This window comes from Kribbella sp. NPDC000426, from assembly GCF_040300265.1.
Classification (GTDB): domain Bacteria; phylum Actinomycetota; class Actinomycetes; order Propionibacteriales; family Kribbellaceae; genus Kribbella.
In genome coordinates, this window is record NZ_JBEPDK010000010.1 from 153216 (window position 1) to 172984 (window position 19769).

Below are 19769 nucleotides of genomic sequence, written 5' to 3' on the forward strand. Positions count from 1 at the left end.
GAGCGGCACGATGAAGCCAATGTCCTTGACCGGCCATCGAGAAAATCGCTGCACTGGGACCGGTTCGGCGGAGTACTCTCGCGACGATGTCCACCAGCGAGCGAGCCGACGAGGGCAAGCTCTCCGCCGTTGGCGTCGCAGCTCTGGACGAGCAGCTCTACCGGCTGTTGCTGACAGCCCCGGGCTCGACCCTGGCCGAGCTGACATCCGGGACGGGGATCGGCGCAGCCCGGGCCAGGCAGGCGATAGCACGGCTCGTGCGCTCCGGACTGGTGAGCCGGAGGCCCGGCGTACCGGCGAGATTCCTGCCGGCGCCGCCTGATGTCGCCGTCGGCTCGCTGATCGCCCATCGCCAGGACGAGCTCGAGCGAGCCAGGCTGGCGGCGGAGAGTCTGCTCGTGGACTTCCATCAGGGCGCGCGCTACGAACACACCTCGCAGGTCGTCGAGCTGATCAGCGGCCAGGCCACGATCAGCCAGCGAGTAGCCCAACTGATGAGCGGCGCCGAGCACGAGGTGGTCCTGTTCGACAAACCGCCGTACGTCGGCGCGCAGGACAACCCCGACGAGATCAACGCGCTGGCCCGGGGGGTCCGGTGGCGTGCGATCTACTCGACCGAGTCACTGACCGAGCCGGGCCAGCTCGCCACGATGACGGCCTTCCGGGACGCGGGCGAGCAGGCGCGGCTCTCGCCCGTCGTGCCGACCAAGATGGTCATCGTCGACAGCCGCCTCGCACTCCTGCCGCTGGGGGTCGACGGCGCGGACGTGGCCGAGACCGCGGTGCTCGTTCATCCCAGTTCCCTGCTCTCGCTGCTGGTCACGCATTTCGACGGCATGTGGGAGCGCAGCATCCCGTTCGACCAGCACCTGAACGGCGGCCAGCCGCCGGCCAAGTCCGAGCAGCGGGTGCTACAACTCTTGTCGGCGGGTTTGAAGGACGAGGCGATCGCCCGTCAGCTCGGCATCAGCCTCCGGACCACCCGGCGGTGGATCGCGCACCTGATGGCCGACCGCGGGGTCACCACCCGCTTCCAGCTCGGCCTGGTCGTGGCCCGCGAACTGACCTCCTGACGTCTGATGAATCGGCAGGTCCTGTCGACGTATTACGCTCACCTGTGCCGAATGTGACTGGGATTGGTCTGAGGACTTACGCTTCGGGGAGGAGGTGACGAATGGCTGCCACGGACAAGGCGCTGGCCGGTCTGCGTCAGATGATCGCGTCGGGCGAGCTCGGGCCGCGGGCGAAGTTCCCGCCGGAGCCCGAGCTGTGCGACCACCTGGGGGTGTCCCGCAGCTCGTTGCGCGAGGCCGTGCGGTCGCTGGCCGCGCTCGGCGTGATCGAGTCCCGGCACGGATCGGGGACGTACGTCTCGGCGCTCGACCCCGCCTCGATCATCAGCCGGTTCTCGCTGTCGGTCGAGCTGATCCCGCTCGAGGGCGTGCTCGAACTGCTGGAGCTGCGCCGGGTGCTCGAATCGCACGCCACCGCCGCCGCGGCCGCTCGCCAGGACCCCGACCTCGCCGCCCGGCTCGGCGAGATCCTCGATCGGCTCGAGTCGACCACCGACGCGACCGAGATCCACTTCCTCGACGCCGAGTTCCACGGCGCGATCTGCGCGGCCGGCGGCAACCCGACGGTCAGCGCGCTCACCGACGTGATTCGCGGCCGCGGCGGCCACTACCGGATCTTCGAGCCCGGCGCTGACTTCAACGCGATCAAGCAGACCAGCGACCGCGGCCACCGCGCCATCCTCGCCGCGATCGAGATGCGCGACCCGGCGGCCGCCTCGACAGCGGCCTCCGCGCACATCGCCCAGACCGAGCTCTGGCTCCGCGCCCTCCGCCCCGAACCCCAACCCGATCTGCCATGAGGTGGACGCTGCGCCCCGCGACGCCGACCGATCTCGAGGACCTCGTCGAGCTCCGCGCCGTCGTCATGCGCCCGGATCTGGAGCGCCTCGGCCGGTACGACGCGGATCGCATCCGGCAACGCCTGCGTGACGGATTCGCGCCCGAGCACACCCAGATCATCGAGGTCGACGGCGAGCTCGCCGGTTCGATCGCAGTCAGGCCGGCCGAGGATCGCCGGTGGCTGGAGCACTTCTACCTCGCGCCCGAGCACCAGGGCCAGGGCCTCGGCACCGCAGTACTGCGGACCGTTCTGGATCCGACCGACGGGACGGTCTGGCTCAACGTCCTGCAGGGCAGCCCGGCGCGCAAGCTGTACGAGCGCCATGGCTTCGTCGTGGACAGCGAAGACCCGGTCGACGTCTTCATGGTCCGGAAATTTCTCTGACCTGTCGAGATCTTGCGCGGAGATCGTCGGCTGCATAACCTCCAGACAATTCGTCCGGAGGGGATCCGCCAATGTCCCGTTCACGCTTGCTCGCGGTCGCATCTGCGACCGCCCTACTCAGCGCCGTCCTTGTAGCTCAACCAGCCGCCGCGCATCCGGCGCCGCGGATCACGCGGGCCGGGCTCGATCCCGCCCTGGTCGCCGGCCGCGGCGCCGACGTACCGTTCGTCGAGCAGGAGGCGGAGAACGCCGTCTTCACCGGCGAGAAGATCGGCCCGGGCCGGGACGCGTACACGCTCCCGGCCGAGGCGTCCGGGCGGACCGCCGTGCGGCTACAGCCCAAGCAGTACGTCGAATTCACGCTGACCCGCCCGGCGAATGCGCTGACCTTGCGGTACAGCATCCCGGACGCGCCGGGCGGCGGGGGGATCACCGCGCCGCTCGACGTTTCGGTCAACGGGAAGCGCAAGCGGACGATGACGCTGACGTCGCAGTACGCCTGGCTGTACGGCATGTATCCGTTCTCCAACGACCCGAACGTGGACCCGATCCCGGGCTGGTGGAAGCCTGAGCCGGACCCGGTCGCCAAGCCCTTCCGGCCGAACCACTTCTACGACGAGCAGCGGGTGATGCTCGACCACACGTACGCGGCCGGCTCGCGCGTGCGGTTCGCCGTACCTCGGGCGACCGCTGCTGCCTGGACCGTGCTCGACGTCGCGGACTTCGAGCTGGTGGGAGCGCCGCTGAGGCAACCGGCGCGCTCGTTGGACGTGCGGCTGTTCGGAGCCGACCCGACCGGACGGCGTGACGCGGCCCCGGCGATCGAGCGCACGATCGTCGCAGCTCAGCGAATCGGCTGGTCGGCGTTCATCCCGGCCGGTACTTTCCAGGTCAACCGGCACATCGTCGTCGACAAGGTGACGATTCGCGGGGCCGGCAACTGGTGGACAATCATCAAAGGCAAGGTCCTCCCGCTGGCCGAGCCCGCGCCGGACAAGTCCGTGCACAGCGCGCCCGGCTTCTACGGCAAGTACGCCGCGGACGGCGGGAGCACCGGCGTACATCTGTCGGACTTCGCGATCGAGAGCGACGTACGCGAGCGGATCGACACCGACCAGGTGAACGGGATCGGCGGGGCGATCGGCGGCGGTTCGACGATCGAGAACCTGTACCTGCACCACACCAAGGTCGGCATCTGGCTCGACGGGCCGATGGACGGGCTGCTGATCCGCAACAACGTCATCACCGATGCCGTTGCCGACGGCATGAACCTGCACCTTGGGGTGTCCAACGTTCGGGCGACCAACAACTTCGTGCGCAACAGCGGCGACGACGGGCTGGCGATGTGGTCGGAGTCGAACCCTTCCGGCGTCGTGAACCACGACAACGTCTATGACCACAACACCGTGCAGACGCCGGTGCTCGCGAACGACATCGCGATCTACGGCGGCCGCGACAACGCGGTCACCGACAACCTGGTCGCGGACCCGATCCGCGAGGGCAGCACGCTGCACGCTGGTTCGCGGTTCAACGCGACACCGTTCGAGGGCACGCTGACGTTCGCCCGCAACACCACGGTCCGCGGCGGTCCGCGGGACCTGAACTGGGACATCGGGCTCGGCGCGATCTGGCTGTACGCCCTGCAGTCGACGATGTCCGGGACGATCGAGATCACCGACAGTTCGTTCCTGGACTCGACGTACAACGCGATGATGTTCGTCGTCGACTGGCCGGTGAAGGACGACTACGCGATCACAAACGTTGCCGTCCGCAACATCAAGGTCGACGGCACCGGCACCAACGTGGTGAACGCCCGGGTGGGCGGCTGGGCGACGTTCGAGAACGTCGACGCGCGCAACGTCGGCGCACCGTTCGTCAACAACTGCGGGACGTTCCACTTCAACGGACCGCCCGAGTTCGAGGTCCGGGACCTCGGTGGCAACGACGGCGGCTGGACCGGCGCGACGTGGTGCGAGGACCGCCCCGCCGTCGTACCGCCCCCGCCGCCGTCACCCTGGGGCTAGCGGATCCTCAGCCCCTCACAATCGCCCGGCATCCGCGGGTTCAGGCTCACCGGCCCGCGGATCCGGTGATTGTGATGGCGTGGGGATCCGGAACGCGAGCACCAGCACGATCGCGCCGACCAGGACGATGCCGGCACCGACGAGGGCCGCGACGTGCATGGCGTGGATGAACGCGTCGTTCGCGGCCGTCACCAGCTCGGGGCGGCCGAGCGTGCCCGCCACGTGCCGGGTCGCCTCGGCCGACGTACCGGCCGCATCCGGGAGGCCCACCAGCGACGGCGCGATCCGATGCTGGTACGTCGACGAGACGATCGTGCCGAGAATGGCGACACCGAGCACGCTGCCGACCTGGCGAAGGACGTTGTTGACGGCCGAGCCGGCGCCCATCCGATCGAGCGGCAGCGTCGCAAGTACTGCGGTCGTGGTCGGAGCCGTGGTCATACCGATGGACAGGCCAACGAGTGCGCCGACCACGCCGATCCAGACGAGTGAGGTGTCCACGTCGTACAGCAGGTTCATCGAGGAGCAGGCGGCCAGTACGAAGACCGCCGTACCGGAGACCTTGGCCACGCCGTACCGGGCTGCCAGCCTCGAACCCAGCTGGGAGCCGACGATGACACCGCTTGCTGCAGGCAACGACATCAGGCCGGCCGACAGCGCGCTCATCCCGCGAGCGCCCTGCAAGTAGAAGGCGAGGTAGAAGCTCTGGCCTGTCAGCAGGAGGAATACGACCGCCAGAGTGAAGTTGCCGGCCGCGAATCGGCGGTTGCGGAACAGCCGCGGATCGAAGCTCGGCTGCCGCTCCCGCCATTCGGAGAAGATGAATCCGGCGAGCAGGACGAGTCCGGCCGCGATACTCGCCCAGACCTGCCAGCGGTTCCAGCCGCCCTGGTGGCCGCCCTCGATCAGCCCGTACGAGAGGCCGAGCAGACCGAGGGTGGACAGGCCGAGGCCGAGCGGGTCGAGCCGGCGGCGCTGCGGGCTTCGCGGGTTCGGCAGAACGAGGGCGGCGCCGACCAGGCCGAACGCGACGATCGGCAGGTTGATGGTGAAGACCGAGCCCCACCAGAAGTGGTCGATCAGCAGGCCGCCGAGCACCGGACCGACAGCGACGCCGACCCCGGCCGACGAGCCCCAGATCGCGATCGCGCCGGCCCGGCGTTCCGGCGGGAAGGTCCAGCCGATGATCGCCATCGACGTCGGCATGATCAGCGCGCCGCCGAGGCCCATCGCCGCGCGGGCCAGGACGAGCGCGACCGGGCCGGTGGCCCAGGCGGCCCAGGCCGAGGCGCCGCCGAAGATCAGCAGACCGAGCATCAGGATGGTGCGGTGACCGAAGCGGTCGCCAAGAGCACCGGCCAGGAACAGGGCGGTGGCGAAGAGCAGTGAATAGATGCCGACGGCCCACTGGAGCTGGCCGGGCGTGGCGCCGAGGCCGTCGACGGGGTCGGCCAGGCGTTCGAGAGCGATACCGAGAACGGTCGAGTCGATCCAGATCAGGACGGCCGAGACGACCAGGATGGCGAGGATGCGGCGTTGCCGCCGCTCGGGGATGAGGTCGATCGAGGACACGAAGTCTCCTATAATTGTCAGGACCCTGACGAGATCTCGATCATCCTCGATTGACAGGAACCTGTCAATCTCCTTTTCGTGTCCACTCGCGGACCCGGGCAGAATGGGGAGCATGGACTCCTATCGCGACGACGGCTGCGTGACGTTCCTCGTCCGGCACGCCTGGCTGAGCATGCGGTCCGTGCTCGCCGAGGCGCTCGACGAGCACGGGCTGTCGGTGCAGCAGTACGGGACGCTGCTCTGCGTGCGGAAGGATCCGGGCCTGACCGTCGCCGACGTCGGCCGGGTGGTCGGCACCACGCGGCAGTCCGCGAACGAGCTGATCACCGGGATGGAGCGGGCCGGCCTGGTCGAGCGCAGGCCGAACCCGAAGGACCGGCGTACCCAGCAGGTACACCTGACCGACGCCGGAGCCCGTCGACTCGACGAGGCGACCCCGGCGATCCGCAAGGTCGAGGACGAACTCGAGGCGTCGTTCAGCGCAACCGACCGCTCGGCCGCGCGCGCCTGGCTTGCACACATGGTCGCGGCCGTCGAAGGTTGATTGATGCGCGCACATGCTGAGCGGTTGGACGGGCTGGGTACGACGATCTTCGCCGAGATGTCCGCGCGCGCGGTGGCGACCGGGTCGGTCAACCTCGGTCAGGGGTTCCCGGACCGCGACGGGCCGGACTCGTTGCTCGAGGACGCGATCGCGGCGATCCGCGCGGGCGCGAACCAGTACCCGCCGGCTCGCGGCGTACCCGCGCTGCGGCAGGCGATCGCGGATCACCAGAAGCGGTTCTACGACCTCGCGTACGACCCGGACACGCAGGTCCTGGTCACCACCGGCGCCACCGAGGCGGTCGCGGCGGCGCTGCTCGCGTTCGTGGAGCCGGGCGACGAGGTGATCGCGCTCGAGCCGTACTACGACTCGTACGCCGCCGGCATCGCCTTCGCGGGCGGGCGCCGGGTTCCGGTGACGCTGCGGGCGCCGTCGTACCGGCTGGATCTGGACGAACTGCGGGCCGCGGTCACGCCGCGGACGAAGGTCCTGCTGATCAACTCACCGCACAACCCGACCGGCACCGTCCTCACCGACCTCGAACTGCAAGGCATCCGCGACGTCGCGATCGAGCACGATCTGGTGGTCATCACCGACGAGGTCTACGAACACCTGGTGTACGACGGGCTCCAGCACCGGCCGCTCGCGTCGTACGACGGCATGGCGGACCGCACCGTGTCGATCAGCAGCGCCGGCAAGACCTTCGCCGTCACCGGCTGGAAGATCGGGTGGGTGACCGGCTCTCCCGAGGTCGTCACCGCTGTCACCACCGCGAAGCAGTTCCTCACGTTCACCTCCGGCGCGCCGTTCCAGCCCGCCGTCGCCAACGCGCTTGCCCTAGGCAACGACTACTTCGACGCCCTGCGCGCCGACCTCCAGTCCCGCCGCGACCTCCTCGCCGACGGCCTGGCCGACCTCGGCTTCGAGGTCCACCGCCCCGCCGGCACCTACTTCATCACCACCGACATCCGCCCCCTGGGCCACACCGACGGCATCACCTTCTGCCGCCAGCTCCCCGAAAAAACCGGCGTAGTAGCCATCCCCCACCAAGTCTTCTACGACAACACTTCCCTAGGCCGCCCCCTCGTCCGCTGGGCCTTCTGCAAACAACCCGAAGTCCTCCAAGAAGCCCTGAACCGCCTACAGAAACTCTGACACCGTCACCGCCAGCACAGCCCACACAAGGTGTGCGATACTGGTATCAGCTCGCCAGGTGCTGCTTGGTGAGAAGTGAAGCTGGGACCCCCACCGGAGGATGGGACCCAGCTTTCGCGCTTTCTAGCGCACGACAACCTCGTGCTCGGTCAGGATTTCGGACATCGCAAGCAGCCAGCGCGGTTCGCCCAGCCGCGCCGCTGTGAGTGCCCCGGCAGCAGCATCCGGGATCCACAGCATCGGCTCGTCGCGCGGCCGCGCGAATCCGACCCTGAATCCATGCGGTATCAGGCCTTTGTCTCGGGCGGAGTCCACCAGCCGGAGGTCACGCCCGTCGGGCGTGCTCGTACGGGACTCCAGGCAGACCTCGTCGACGCCGATCAGCGCCAACTCGTAGAACAGGCGCTCCATGCAGCAGCGTCGCGCTCGCTCCTGCTTGGAGCGATGAACCGGCGACCCGGTGGCAACGATTGCCGCCAGATCGAAATCCGCGATCGCCGCCGCAATGCGGTCGCGACGCTTGGCTGATTCGTCGACCCAGTGCAGGCGACCGCCTTTCGCCAGTGTCAGGTCTCGCAGGCTCTCCCGCATTCGTGTCGCCGAGGCAGTCTCGACGACAGCTGCTGCCAACGTGTAAGTCCCACCCGGACACCGCAGCCCGTCGATAATCACCGATTCGTCGACCCAGGCGGACAAGGTGAACTCGTGGGCGGGATCGGACACCCGAGGATTGTCCAGGAATTTCTGAAGTCAGGACTGCGACTATCCACAGGTGTCGTGGGGTATCCCGGGGCATCCGGGGGCAGATCCGGATCTCTGCTACGGCCGCCCGAACCAGAGTTTGGTGGGGCGTTGGAGCATGAGGGTCAGGAGGGTTACGTGGATCGCCAGGCCGAGGATGCTGGCGGGTAGGGCCATGACGCCGCCGGCTATGCCCATGGCGGCGACGGCGATCAGCATGTAGCGGGACCAGCGGCGGCGCTTGCGGAGGTACAGGGCGGGGACGAGGTAGATGAACGCGCAGATCATCGCCGCCGCCACCGCGACCGGGGCGTTGCCGCGGGAGCCGGTGAGTACTTCGGAGATCTGGTCGCCGGCCGAGGTGAGCGTGAGGATCGCGAGCAGCAGGCACATCACGCCCAGCCCGATCGCGATCACCGAGGCGATTGTCACCTGCTTGGGCGGAGTCAGCTGATAGCCGTACGTGTCCGGAGCCGCACCGAACAGACCGCTGTACGGTCCTGGTCGCTCCTCGCCCGGCAGGTCGCCGCGCTGCTCACTCATTCGGTCCGAAGTTCCTTCCACCTGCCCCCGCCCCGATCCTGCCAGATGACCCAAGCGGGCTCCGGGAAATGCGTTGTCGTCAAGGCCGGCAACCACGACAGTGATCACGTGGACGAGTTCGAACTTCAAGCCGGCCCGGACGCGGCGCTGGAGGATCAACTGGTCGACCACCTGGTCGCCTACAACAAGTCGCGGTCGATGGTCGTCCGGGAGCGGTTCGAGCCGGCGAACCTCAAGTCCGAGCCGGTGCAAGTGTTTGCACTAGGCCCGGACGGCGCCATGTACGGCGGATGCGCCGGCCGGGTCGAGCGGGTCTGGCACTGGCTGACGATCGACACGATGTGGGTCGATGAGACCAGGCGCGGCCTCGGTCTGGGGAGCGCCCTGCTCCGGTCGATCGAGGATGAAGCCCGCCGCCGCGGCTGCCGATGGTCCGACGTCACCACCTTCGATTTCCAGGCGCCCGGCTTCTACCGGAAGGCGGGCTACACGCAGTACGGCGTGAAGCACGACTACCCGCCCGGCCACACGAACTACTTCTTCCGCAAAGACCTCTGATCCACGGTGACGTCCAGGTGCGGGAAGCGCAGGTACGGCGTGAGGTCGGTCAAGCCGGCGTACGACGTAGGCCGAAAGCGCACCGTCGTACCCGTGCTGCCGTCACCCGGGACCGGCTCGAGGTCGGTGACCGGAATGCCGCCCTCATAACGCTGCGTCCACGACCCGTTCACGCGCCGATTCGTATGCACCAGCCAATCGCTGAGCGCGGCCACAACGGACATCCCGCGCCGCGGATGACCGTCGGGGAGCAACGGCGCGGCCGGGTCGTCGAAGAAGCGGAGGTCCTTCGTCGCCATCACCGGCTTCTTCACCACGTTCCCCTGCGGGTCGACCCGCGTATCGGTCCCCCGCCCGTTGTCCGCGATCGAGATCGAGCCGTCCTCGTGCAGCGTCACCGAGCACTGCCCGCGACGCCCGACGGACTCGGCCTCGTCGTCGGGATAGGCGAGCACCTCCAGCACCAGATGAAGTACGCCGCCCGGGGCGTACCGATCGCTGTCGGCGAGGATCGCGTCGAGATGTGCCCGGTCGACCGAGGCTGCCCAGTCGTGTGTGGTGTTGACCCAGTGCGTCACCGCACCATTCTCCCCGATTCCTTTCGGCTCCGCCGCCGGTCTACACCAGGAACGAAAGGAGAATCATGCGCAAGATCATCGCCTCGGCACTCGTCACCCTCGACGGGGTCGCCGAGGATCCGGGCGGTTACAGCGGTACGTCGTACGGCGGCTGGGCGCAGCCGTACTTCGTCGAGGAATCGGTCCGGAGGTCCATCGAAGCGCTGGCCGGATGCGACTACTTCCTGTGCGGACGGCGTACCTATGAGATGTTCGCGGCAGCCTGGGGCAACGCCGAAGGCCCGTACGAGGACCGGTTGCGCGAGCTGCCGAAGCTCGTTGCCTCGACCACCCTGAAAGGCGAGCTGACCTGGAACGCGACGCTGCTGGAGGGTGACGCGATCGCCGCCCTGAAGCAGCTCAAGCAACAGGACGGCGGGGACATCATCATGTACGGCAACCCGGCCCTGCTGCGCAGCCTGCTCGAGAACGACCTGGTCGACGAGCTCGACCTGATGCTGCACCCGGTCCTGCTGGGGACGGGCCAGAAGCTGTTCACGGACGGGACTCCGGGGACGAAGCTCACCCTGGCCGGCCACTCCGCGTTGGACAACGGGGTCACGATCCTGAGCTACCGGATCTGACGAAGCAGGGCCCGGTCGTGAAGACCGGACCCTGCTTTTCGTCAGGACACCTCGAGGGCGTCCTTGGCCTCGTTGAGGGTGACCTTGACGGTCTCGCCGTCGCGAACCGAGCCGTCGAGCAACCCGCGAGCCAGCTCGTCACCGATCGCGGACTGGACCAGCCGGCGCAGCGGACGGGCGCCGTACACCGGGTCGTACCCGGTCATCGCCAGCCACTCCATCGCGCCTTCGTCCACCTCCAGCGTGATCCGCCGGTCGACCAGCCGCCGCTGCAACGCCGCGATCTGCAGCGCCACGATCTGCGTCAGCTCCTCGCTGCCGAGCGCGTCGAACAGCACGATCTCGTCCAGCCGGTTGATGAACTCCGGCTTGAACGACTGCCGCACGACCGCCATCACCTGGTCCCGCTTCGCCTTCTCGTCCAGCGACATGTCGGCCAGGTACGCCGAACCCAGGTTGCTGGTGAGGATCAGGATCACGTTGCGGAAGTCGACCGTACGACCCTGGCCGTCGGTCAGCCGACCGTCGTCCAGCACCTGCAGCAGGATGTCGAAGACCTCGGGGTGCGCCTTCTCGACCTCGTCGAGCAGGATCACCGAGTACGGACGCCGCCGCACTGCCTCGGTGAGCTGGCCGCCCTCTTCGTACCCGACGTAGCCGGGTGGGGCGCCGACCAGCCGCGCGACGCTGTGCTTCTCGCCGTACTCCGACATGTCGATCCGGACCATCGCCCGCTCGTCGTCGAACAGGAAGTCCGCAAGCGCCTTGGCCAGCTCGGTCTTACCGACACCGGTCGGGCCCAGGAACAGGAACGAACCCGTCGGCCGGTCCGGGTCGGAGATGCCGGCCCGCGCCCGCCGTACGGCGTCGCTGACGGCCTTGACCGCCTCGCGCTGACCGATCAGCCGGCGACCCAGCTCGTCCTCCATCCGGAGCAGCTTGCCGGTCTCGCCCTCGAGCAGCCGCCCGGTCGGGATCCCGGTCCACATCGCGATCACCTCGGCGATCTCGGTCGGACCGACCTCCTCGTTGACCATCGCCTCGGGACCTTCGGCGAGTTCCTCCTCCGCGTCGGCCTCCTCGAGCTCCTTGGTGAGCTGCGGGATCTCGCCGTACAGCAGCCGGGACGCCGTCTCCAGGTCGCCGTCGCGCTGGGCGCGCTCGGCCTGGCCGCGCAGTTCGTCGATGCGCTCCTTGACCTCACCGACCCGGTTCAGGCCGGACTTCTCGCGATCCCAACGGGCCTCGAGGGCGCGCAGCTCCTCCTCGCGGTCGGCCAGGTCGGCACGCAGCCGCTCCAGCCGCTCCTGCGACGACGGGTCGTCCTCGCGGGACAGCGCGAGCTCCTCCATCTTCAGCCGGTCGACGGTACGTCGGAGCGAGTCGATCTCGACCGGGGACGAGTCGATCTCCATCCGCAGCCGGGACGCGGCCTCGTCGACCAGGTCGATCGCCTTGTCGGGAAGCTGACGGCCGGAGATGTAGCGATGCGACAACGTGGCCGCGGCGACCAGGGCGGAGTCGGAGATGGCGACCTTGTGGTGCGCCTCGTACCGCTCCTTCAGGCCACGCAGGATCGCGATCGAGTCCTCGACACTCGGCTCACCGACGAAGACCTGCTGGAAACGACGCTCCAGCGCCGGGTCCTTCTCGATCCGCGTCCGGTACTCGTCCAGCGTGGTGGCGCCGATCATCCGGAGCTCACCGCGGGCCAGCATCGGCTTCAGCATGTTGCCGGCGTCCATCGCGCCCTCGCCGGACGCACCGGCGCCGACGACGGTGTGCAGCTCGTCGATGAACGTGATGATCTGACCGTCGGACTCCTTGATCTCGGTCAGTACGGCCTTCAGCCGCTCCTCGAACTCACCGCGGTACTTCGCACCCGCGACCATCGCACCGAGGTCCAGGCTGATCAGCCGGCGGCCGCGCAGCGACTCGGGCACGTCACCGGCCACGATCCGCTGGGCCAGCCCCTCGACGACGGCGGTCTTGCCGACGCCGGGCTCACCGATCAGCACGGGGTTGTTCTTCGTCCGGCGGGACAGCACCTGGACCACGCGCCGGATCTCGGAGTCGCGCCCGATCACGGGGTCGAGCTTGCCGTCGCGCGCCCGCTCGGTCAGGTCGACGCCGTACTTCTCCAGCGTCTTGGTGGTGCCTTCGGCCTCTGGGGAGGTGATCCGGCGGTTGCCCCGCATCTGGTCGAACGCCTGCAGCAGCGCGTCCGCGGTCACGCCGAGCGCGGTCTGGGCCGCACCCTCGACGGTCGCGAGCGCAACCAGCAAGTGCTCGGTGGATACGTATTCATCACCGAGTCCGAGGGCCCGCTGCTCTGCCTGGTTCAGCACGTCGCCGGTCTTCGGCGACAGGCTCGGCGCCTGCACGCTGCCGCCGCTCGCCTTCGGGAGCCGGCTCAGCTGCGCGGCGGTCTTCTGCCGGACGGCGTCGATATCGCCGCCGGCTGCCTCGAGCAGACCGATCGTCGTCCCCTCGGGCTGCGCTAGCAACGCGGAGAGCAGGTGAATCGGTTCCACGGTCGGGTTGCCCGCCGCGGAGGTCTGACGGATCGCGACCGACAGGGTTTCCCGGGCCAGCGTCGTCAACCGCTGAACATCCATCTATTTCCAGCCTTTCAAGCTCCAGCAACAACAGTCACTAGGTACAACTTATCCAAAGTTGAGTCCATTCCACTCAACTCTAGGGGATTTCTCCGGGTGATCCCCGGCACGCCGAAGCCCCACCCGCGCCACGGGGGCACAAGGTGGCACCTGTCCGCCGCCGGGGTTAGCGGCGGCCTGCGGTAACCAGGCCTGCGTTGTAGGCGAGGATTACGGCTTGGACCCGGTCGCGGAGGTTGCATTTGGCGAGGATGCGGCTGACGTGAGTTTTGACCGTGTGCTCGGTGAGCTGGAGTTCGGCGGCGATCTCGGCGTTCGAGTTGCCCTTGGCGACGAGTACGAGCACCTCCTGCTCGCGTGCGGTCAGTACGTCGAGGCTCGCCGCGACCTCCGGCGCCGGACCGCTGTCGGCGAAGCGGTCGATCAGCCGCCGAGTCACCGGTGGAGCGAGCAGCGCGTCGCCGGCCGCGATCACCCGGACCGCGTTGATCAGCTCGTCCCGCGACGATCGCTTCAGCAGAAAGCCGCTGGCGCCGGCGCGGAGCGCGTCGTACACGTACTCGTCCAGGTCGAAGGTGGTCAGGATCAGCACCCGCGGACCGCCCGCCAGCCGCCGGGTCGCCTCGATCCCGTCCATGACGGGCATCCGCACGTCCATCAGCACCACGGCCAGGTCGAGGATCGCCGCCGACTGCCGGACGGCGTCCGCGCCGTCCACCGCCTGCGCGACCACCTCGATATCGGGCTGGCCGTCCAGGATCATCGCGATCCCGTCCCGGACCAGGTCCTGGTCGTCGACGACCATCACCTTGATCGGCCGGTCGTTCACCGGCCACCTCCGGCCGGGAACCAGGCGGCGACCGTCGTCCCGGTCCCCGGCGTACTGCGGATGTCCAGCGTCCCGCCCTCGATCCGGACCCGCTCGCGCATCCCGGCCAGCCCGTGCCGGGTGCCGCGCGCCGCCGCGGCGACGTCGAACCCGCTCCCGTCGTCGGTCACCTCGACCCGCACCCCCGTCTCCTCGATCCGGACCAGCACCCGCGCGGCCGTCGCCGTCGCGTGCCGGACCACGTTCGTCAGCGCCTCCTGCACCAGCCGGTACGTCGCCAACTGCTGCCCTTGCGGCGGCCGGCCGGAATCGCCGGTGACCTCGAGCGCGATCGGCAGGTGACCCTCCGACACGTCCGTCACCAACTGTGACAGATCGCCGAGGTCAGGCTGCGGCGCCAACTGCGGATCCGGTACGCCGTCCTCGTCGCGCAGTGCGGACAGCAGCCGGTCCAGCTCACTCAACGCCCGCCGCCCGGCGTCCCCGATCCGCTGGAACCCGGCGAGGACGTCAGCTTCCCCGCGCCGGATCAGGTCCGGGCCGGTCTCGGCCTGGATCACCATCAGGTTCACCGCGTGGGCGACCACGTCGTGCAGGTCCCGCGCGATGTACGACCGCTCGGTCAGCACGACCTGCTCGGCCTCGCGCTCGACGGCGACCCGCTCGAGCTCGACCTCCCGCCGGGCCGCCTCCCGGTTCCGCCGGTACAGCCGCACCGCGATCCCCGCGCACAACGGCACGAGCAGGATCAGCGACCAGGTCAACGGCCACTGACGGTCGACGATGTCCTCGTAGGTCCGGTTGTGGATCTCGCCGAAGCTGCCGAAGTCCCACCCGTCGTGCTTGATCCGCGGGAAGATCCACACCATCTGCCGGTATCTGATGAGCTCCGCGATCGTCGGCAACGCGGCCAGCACAACGATGGCGCCGGGGATCGTCCACGTCAGCGGGCGGGGCGACGTACCGAGGGACAGCAGCGCGACCGTGAGCGCGAGCAGCAGCGACCAGACCTCGTTGGTCTGCCAGTAGGACACCAGGGCAACCACCCCGAGCACCGCGATCGGGATCACCGGCCAGCGCCGCCGGACGACCAGCGTCAGCGGCGTGAAGGCGATTGCCCACGGCATCCATCGCGGCGCCGTCCACCAGTTGCCGTTGCGGCCGATGTCCCAGGTCAGCTCGACCAGCACCGGTACGGCGAGCGCGACCGCGACCAGCACCTGGACCGGGAACCCGTCGATCCGCGGCCGGGCGGCTGCCTGCAGGTCCTCGACCCACTGCCCGGTGGTACGCCGTACCGGGACGACGCCACGACGGCGCTGCACCACGGTCGCCAGCACGGCCGTGGCCAGGACGGCGACCGACGCCCACCACGGCCAGTGGTGGTACAGCACCCGGTCGAAGGACGCCTCAGTGATCCCGCCAATCGTCGTGGTGCTGCCGTCCTGGGAAGCGAAATGCGTGTAGACGTTGGGGTAGACGCGGTACACCAGGTCGGCGCGAGCCAGGTCGGCCAGCACCGGGAGCCCGGTGAGAACGGCGGCGAGGACCAAACCGGTGACGGTCCCCCAGCGCTTCGGCAGATACCAGGCGGCGAGCAGGGCACCAGCGAACAGCGGCCAGCCGATACTGCCGGCCAGCAGCGACATCCCGTACGCGCCGACGAGCAGCCCACCGAGCGCCAGTGCCGGGTCGAGGCGCCGGACCGCGACGAACAACGGCGTCCAGGCAACCAGGACGATCAGCCACCGCGGGCCCCAGACCCAGTAGTCGTCGCGCTGGACCACCCAGAACTGGACCGCCGCGGTGACGAGGACCGCCAGGACCACGTCCGGCCAGGCGATGCGAGCGTCCGCCGGCCGGTCGAACCAGGCGGCCAGGCCGTTACGCAGTCGTCCGGTCACAGCACCCATTGTGCTGGCCGCGCGGCTCGCTGCCGTCACTCTCAGGAGTGACACCCCGGTCGCTCTCGAGTGCGACACCGGCCGCATACGGATGGCTCGCGGCGGCGACAACGGTTGGCTCTCGGCGGCGATGTGCCGGCCCCGGGGTCGCCGGGATCGTCGGAACCATGACGACGAACGTGGTTTCCGAGCGGGTCCGGCGGCGGGTGCCGACAGCCGTTCTGGTGCTCGCGGCAACGATGTTGCCGGTGCTCTGCCTGCTGGTCTGGCACCCGTGGTCGGCGACCATGGGTGACCTCCGGGTGTACTACGCCGCCGCACGCGGCCTGGTCGACGGCGACGACATCTACACCGTGCACCACAAGTTCCCGGGGATGGGCCTGGGGTTCACCTACCCGCCGTTCGCGGCGCTGGTGTTCGCGCCGCTGGCGGCGGGGCTCGGCGTCGCCAAGGTGATGATCACGCTCGCCTCGGCGGTGTCGCTGCTCGTGGTCGGCTGGACGACGGCGAAGGCCTTGCGGTGGGGGCCGGTCGCCGCGGTGGTGGTCGCGTTCGCGGCGCTGCTGTTCGAGCCGGTCCGATCGACACTCGGCCTCGGCCAGATCAACCTGGTGCTGCTGGCGTTGCTGATGCTCGACCTGACCGGCTCGGTACCACGCCGGTTCCGCGGCGTCCTGGTCGGCATCGCGACCGGGATCAAGCTGACGCCGGGGATCTTCATCCTGTTCCTCCTGATCACCCGGCGATACCGGGAGGCAGCCGTCGCGGCCGGTACGACGGTGGCCTCGATGGTCGTCGCGTACCTGGTAATTCCGCAGGCGACGGTGGACTTCTGGACGAAGTACATCTTCGACCCCGACCGGCCGGGACCCGCGCACTACATCGCGAACCAGTCGTTGCGCGGCCTGATCGCCCGGCTGACCCAGGGCTCGGCCGCGGCCGCGCCACTGTGGTTGCTAGCGGCAACTGTCGTCGGGGTCGCCGGGATGCTGCTCGCCCGCCGGCTGCACGAGCGCGGCTGGGCGTTCGAGGCCGTCGTCGTGACCGCGCTCACCGGACTGTTGGTGTCACCCATCTCCTGGACCGGCCACTGGGTGTGGGCGGTGCCCGCGGTCGCGGTGCTGTGGTCTCATCGGACCGCGTTGGTGTCCTGGCGAACGGCAGGCTCGCTCGTGATCACGGGTGTGTTCGCGACCGGGATCGTCTGGTGGCTGCCGTTCGCGCACGACCAGGAGTTCCACTACAACGCCTGGCAGAGCGTGGTGGCCAACGCCTACCTGATCTCGGCGTTGGTGCTGATGGTGAAGGCTCAGCGGCTGAACTCCGAAGCCCGCATCCGGTAGACCTGCAGGTTCAGGTCGTAGTACTTGTCGGTCTCGCCGACCCACTGCATGCCGAGGCGGGTCGCGGTCGCTATCGCGCGCTTGTTGTTCGGGCGGGCGACCGCGAACAGCTCGTCGACGTCGCCCTCCTTGAACGCCCAGCTCATCAGCCCGCGGCTGGCCTCGGTCGCATAGCCGTTGCCCCAGGCGCTCGGTCTCAGCTGCCAGCCGATCTCCAGATCCTCCTCGTACGGCGGGAGCAGCCGGATCAGCAGGGCACCGACGAGCTCGCCGTCGTCGCGACGCACGACCGCCCAGCGGCCGGCCGGGACCACGAAGTTCGGCTGGGCCTCGATCCAGGACTGCAGGATCAACCGCATGGTCGCGGCGTCCGGCACCTTGTCGATGGCCGGTGACAGCCAGGGCGCCACGTCGGCGGAGCCAAAGATCTCCAGCGCGGCGTCGGCGTCGTCTTCCTCCCAGTCCCGGATCAGCAGCCGGTCCGTCTCCAGCTTCAGCGTCACCTCGCCAGAGTATGCGGTCCGTGGCCGCAGACAACAGGTTCTGGGATGTCCGGCGGATGAACGCACGCAGAGCCTCCGGCCGGTCCGGCCGGAGGCTCTGGCGAAGAGGCCGCAGGGCGGTCCATGACGGACCACCCCGCGGGGGTCGAAGGGCGCCGGGGGGAATGACGCGCCTTCGACTGTGGAGGCGTCGCGGGGGAACGACGGCCCTCCACCGGAGCCGGAGGCCTCCGAGGGTGGGTTTCGGAGTACCTCCGGTGGTCAGGTGAAACCCCCGGGGTGAAGGATCAGCGCGAGCCGAGTTCCAGTGGCTGGGTGCGGATCCATCGTGTCGTGGTCTGCTGCCGGCCCATGGCGATCACGTCGCCGGCTGGACCGGCCGAGAAGACCCGGCTGGTGGCGGTGCGCCGGGAGGCGCCGACACCGCGTTGAACCTCGGCCAGAAGCTGGTTGACCCGCTGACGCAGGTCCTCCACCTCCGACTGTAGCGCGAGGATGTGGCGAATTCCCGCGAGGTTGATGCCCTCTTCCTGGGACAGGTGCTGCACGTAGCGCAGCTTCGCCACGTCGTACGCCGAGTACCGCCGGCCGCGGCCGGACGCCCGGCTCGGCACCACCAGGCCGAGCCGGTCGTACTGGCGCAACGTCTGCGGGTGCATGCCGGCCAGCTGGGCCGCCACCGAGATCACGTAGATCGGGGTGCGGTCGTCCCAGGTCGGCACCTGGCTGAACGGGATACCCATCACGAACTCCCGAACAACCCGGCCCGCAGATCAGGATGATCCGACGCGGAGTTGAACTCCTGCAGCTTTTCCTTCTGCTCGTCGGTCAACTCGTGCGGAACCTGCACCTCGAGCGTGAGGAGCAGATCTCCCTTGGTCCCGTCCCGCCGGACCGATCCCTTGCCGCGGACGCGCAGCTTGCTGCCGTTCGCCGTACCGGCCGGGATCCGGACCGTGACGGGCAGGCCGTCCAGGGTCGGAACCTTGATCTCGGCACCCAGCGCCGCCTCGGTGAAACTCACCGGGACGTTCAGCGTCAGGTGCTCGCCCTGGCGGCCGAAGATCCGGTGGGACTTCACGTGCACGGTGACGTAGAGGTCACCCGCGGGGCCACCCCGTTCGCCGGCCGCGCCCTTGCCCTTGAGCCGGATCCGCTGGTTGTCCTGCACGCCCGCGGGGATGCGGACCTGCATGGTCTTGCTCGACTGGCCGCGGCCGGAGCCGTGGCAGGTCTCGCACGGCTGGTCGACGACCAGGCCGCGACCCTTGCACTCGGTGCACGGCTCGGTCATGGCGAACACGCCGCCCTGCACCGAGGTCTGCATACCCGTGCCTTCGCACTTCAGGCAGACCTTCGGCACCGTGCCGTACTTCGCACCCGTCCCGTGACAGGTCGGGCAGGGCGCGTCGCTGGTCATCCGGAGCCCGACCGTGACGCCGTTCACGGCCTCGGCGAACTCGATCGTCGCCTCGGTCTCGATGTCCTGGCCGCGCCGCGGACGGGCCGTCGTCGAGGTGGTCGTGCGCTGGCCACCGCCGCCGAACATGCCGCCCAGGATGTCGCCGAGCCCGCCGCCGGTGCTGCCGGAGCCGCCGCGGTTGAACAGGTCGCCGACGTCGAAGTTGAACCCGCCGCCGCCCTGGCTGCCGCCGCCCGGCATCCGGAAGCCGCCGCTGCCGAACAGCCGGCGCGCCTCGTCGTACTCCTTGCGCTTCTTCGGGTCGCCGACGACGTCGTACGCCTCGGAGACCTCCTTGAACTTGGCCTCCGCGGACGCGTCACCGGCGTTGGAATCGGGGTGGTACTTGCGCGCCAGCTTGCGGTAGGACTTCTTGATCTCGTCGGCCTCGGCGGTCTTGGAGACGCCGAGAACCTTGTAGAAGTCCTTCTCGAGCCAGTCCTTCGTGCTCATCTGACGCCTCCCCTCCCGTCG

At 69.0% G+C, this 19769-nt stretch carries 19 protein-coding genes; 9 read left to right on the top strand and 10 right to left on the bottom strand.

Features of this window, described 5'->3' with window-relative positions; genetic code table 11:
- Nucleotides 1-86: 86 nt before the first annotated feature.
- The 4 genes from ABT313_RS39960 (at nt 87) to ABT313_RS39975 (ending at nt 4322) form a co-directional block, all read left to right on the top strand.
- On the top strand, nt 87-1073 hold the full coding sequence (locus ABT313_RS39960) for a helix-turn-helix domain-containing protein (protein ID WP_350865371.1): 987 nt from the start codon (nt 87-89) through the stop codon (nt 1071-1073).
- 101 nt (nt 1074-1174) lie between these two features.
- Nucleotides 1175-1873, top strand: coding sequence for a FadR/GntR family transcriptional regulator (locus ABT313_RS39965; protein ID WP_350865374.1), 699 nt, complete (start codon nt 1175-1177; stop codon nt 1871-1873).
- Nucleotides 1870-2298, top strand: a complete 429-nt coding sequence (locus tag ABT313_RS39970; RefSeq protein WP_350865377.1) for a GNAT family N-acetyltransferase — start codon at nt 1870-1872, stop codon at nt 2296-2298. Before ABT313_RS39965 ends, ABT313_RS39970 begins: the two co-directional genes overlap by 4 nt.
- 71 nt (nt 2299-2369) lie before the next feature.
- A complete protein-coding gene (locus ABT313_RS39975; RefSeq protein ID WP_350865380.1) occupies nt 2370-4322 on the top strand; it encodes a glycosyl hydrolase family 28-related protein in 1953 nt (650 codons plus the stop codon).
- Nucleotides 4323-4337: 15 nt separating this feature from the next.
- Here ABT313_RS39975 and ABT313_RS39980 read toward each other — a convergent pair whose 3' ends face one another.
- Nucleotides 4338-5894: an MFS transporter gene (locus tag ABT313_RS39980; protein WP_350865383.1), complete on the bottom strand. Its 1557-nt coding sequence runs from the start codon at nt 5892-5894 to the stop codon at nt 4338-4340.
- 112 nt (nt 5895-6006) lie between these two features.
- Here ABT313_RS39980 and ABT313_RS39985 point away from each other — a divergent pair, with 112 nt between their 5' ends.
- Together ABT313_RS39985 and ABT313_RS39990 are read left to right on the top strand one after the other, a co-directional pair.
- Complete coding sequence (locus ABT313_RS39985; protein ID WP_350865386.1) at nt 6007-6438, top strand: MarR family winged helix-turn-helix transcriptional regulator; 432 nt, start codon at nt 6007-6009, stop codon at nt 6436-6438.
- A 3-nt stretch (nt 6439-6441) separates the two neighbouring features.
- Nucleotides 6442-7593 carry a pyridoxal phosphate-dependent aminotransferase gene (locus ABT313_RS39990; RefSeq protein ID WP_350865390.1) on the top strand — a complete coding sequence of 384 codons (1152 nt, stop codon included), beginning with the start codon at nt 6442-6444 and terminating at the stop codon, nt 7591-7593.
- Nucleotides 7594-7716: 123 nt separating this feature from the next.
- Here the strand turns inward: ABT313_RS39990 and ABT313_RS39995 are convergent, their stop codons facing one another.
- Together ABT313_RS39995 and ABT313_RS40000 are read right to left on the bottom strand one after the other, a co-directional pair.
- Nucleotides 7717-8316 carry a hypothetical protein gene (locus ABT313_RS39995; RefSeq protein ID WP_350865393.1) on the bottom strand — a complete coding sequence of 200 codons (600 nt, stop codon included), beginning with the start codon at nt 8314-8316 and terminating at the stop codon, nt 7717-7719.
- Between the two features lie 96 nt (nt 8317-8412).
- Complete coding sequence (locus ABT313_RS40000; RefSeq protein WP_350865396.1) at nt 8413-8877, bottom strand: hypothetical protein; 465 nt, start codon at nt 8875-8877, stop codon at nt 8413-8415.
- 108 nt (nt 8878-8985) lie between these two features.
- Here ABT313_RS40000 and ABT313_RS40005 point away from each other — a divergent pair, with 108 nt between their 5' ends.
- Nucleotides 8986-9435 carry a GNAT family N-acetyltransferase gene (locus ABT313_RS40005; protein ID WP_350865398.1) on the top strand — a complete coding sequence of 150 codons (450 nt, stop codon included), beginning with the start codon at nt 8986-8988 and terminating at the stop codon, nt 9433-9435.
- Here ABT313_RS40005 and ABT313_RS40010 read toward each other — a convergent pair.
- Nucleotides 9411-10013, bottom strand: coding sequence for a hypothetical protein (locus ABT313_RS40010; protein ID WP_350865401.1), 603 nt, complete (start codon nt 10011-10013; stop codon nt 9411-9413). The genes ABT313_RS40005 and ABT313_RS40010 overlap by 25 nt on opposite strands.
- Before the next feature lie 65 nt (nt 10014-10078).
- On the opposite strand from ABT313_RS40010, the gene ABT313_RS40015 reads away from it, so the two are divergent.
- Nucleotides 10079-10636, top strand: a complete 558-nt coding sequence (locus ABT313_RS40015; RefSeq protein ID WP_350865403.1) for a dihydrofolate reductase family protein — start codon at nt 10079-10081, stop codon at nt 10634-10636.
- A gap of 41 nt (nt 10637-10677) precedes the next feature.
- On the opposite strand, the gene clpB is transcribed toward ABT313_RS40015, so the two are convergent.
- The 3 genes from clpB to ABT313_RS40030 form a co-directional block, all read right to left on the bottom strand.
- Nucleotides 10678-13254 carry an ATP-dependent chaperone ClpB gene (clpB, locus tag ABT313_RS40020; protein ID WP_350865406.1) on the bottom strand — a complete coding sequence of 859 codons (2577 nt, stop codon included), beginning with the start codon at nt 13252-13254 and terminating at the stop codon, nt 10678-10680.
- Between the two features lie 166 nt (nt 13255-13420).
- A complete protein-coding gene (locus ABT313_RS40025) occupies nt 13421-14083 on the bottom strand; it encodes a response regulator (protein WP_350865409.1) in 663 nt (220 codons plus the stop codon).
- Complete coding sequence (locus ABT313_RS40030; protein WP_350865412.1) at nt 14080-15987, bottom strand: sensor histidine kinase; 1908 nt, start codon at nt 15985-15987, stop codon at nt 14080-14082. The genes ABT313_RS40025 and ABT313_RS40030 overlap by 4 nt, the downstream gene beginning before the upstream one ends.
- Before the next feature lie 167 nt (nt 15988-16154).
- On the opposite strand from ABT313_RS40030, the gene ABT313_RS40035 reads away from it, so the two are divergent.
- Entirely contained in the window at nt 16155-17330 is a 1176-nt protein-coding gene (locus tag ABT313_RS40035) for a glycosyltransferase 87 family protein (protein ID WP_350865415.1), read from the top strand.
- On the opposite strand, the gene ABT313_RS40040 is transcribed toward ABT313_RS40035, so the two are convergent.
- The 3 genes from ABT313_RS40040 to dnaJ form a co-directional block, all read right to left on the bottom strand.
- The gene (locus ABT313_RS40040) at nt 17297-17833 is read right to left on the bottom strand and encodes a GNAT family N-acetyltransferase (protein ID WP_350865418.1); all 537 of its coding nucleotides are present in this window, start codon (nt 17831-17833) and stop codon (nt 17297-17299) included. The genes ABT313_RS40035 and ABT313_RS40040 overlap by 34 nt on opposite strands.
- A gap of 287 nt (nt 17834-18120) precedes the next feature.
- The gene (locus tag ABT313_RS40045; protein WP_134110498.1) at nt 18121-18576 is read right to left on the bottom strand and encodes a heat shock protein transcriptional repressor HspR; all 456 of its coding nucleotides are present in this window, start codon (nt 18574-18576) and stop codon (nt 18121-18123) included.
- Nucleotides 18576-19748: a molecular chaperone DnaJ gene (gene dnaJ / locus ABT313_RS40050; RefSeq protein ID WP_350865422.1), complete on the bottom strand. Its 1173-nt coding sequence runs from the start codon at nt 19746-19748 to the stop codon at nt 18576-18578. The genes ABT313_RS40045 and dnaJ overlap by 1 nt, the downstream gene beginning before the upstream one ends.
- Nucleotides 19749-19769 lie beyond the last annotated feature (21 nt).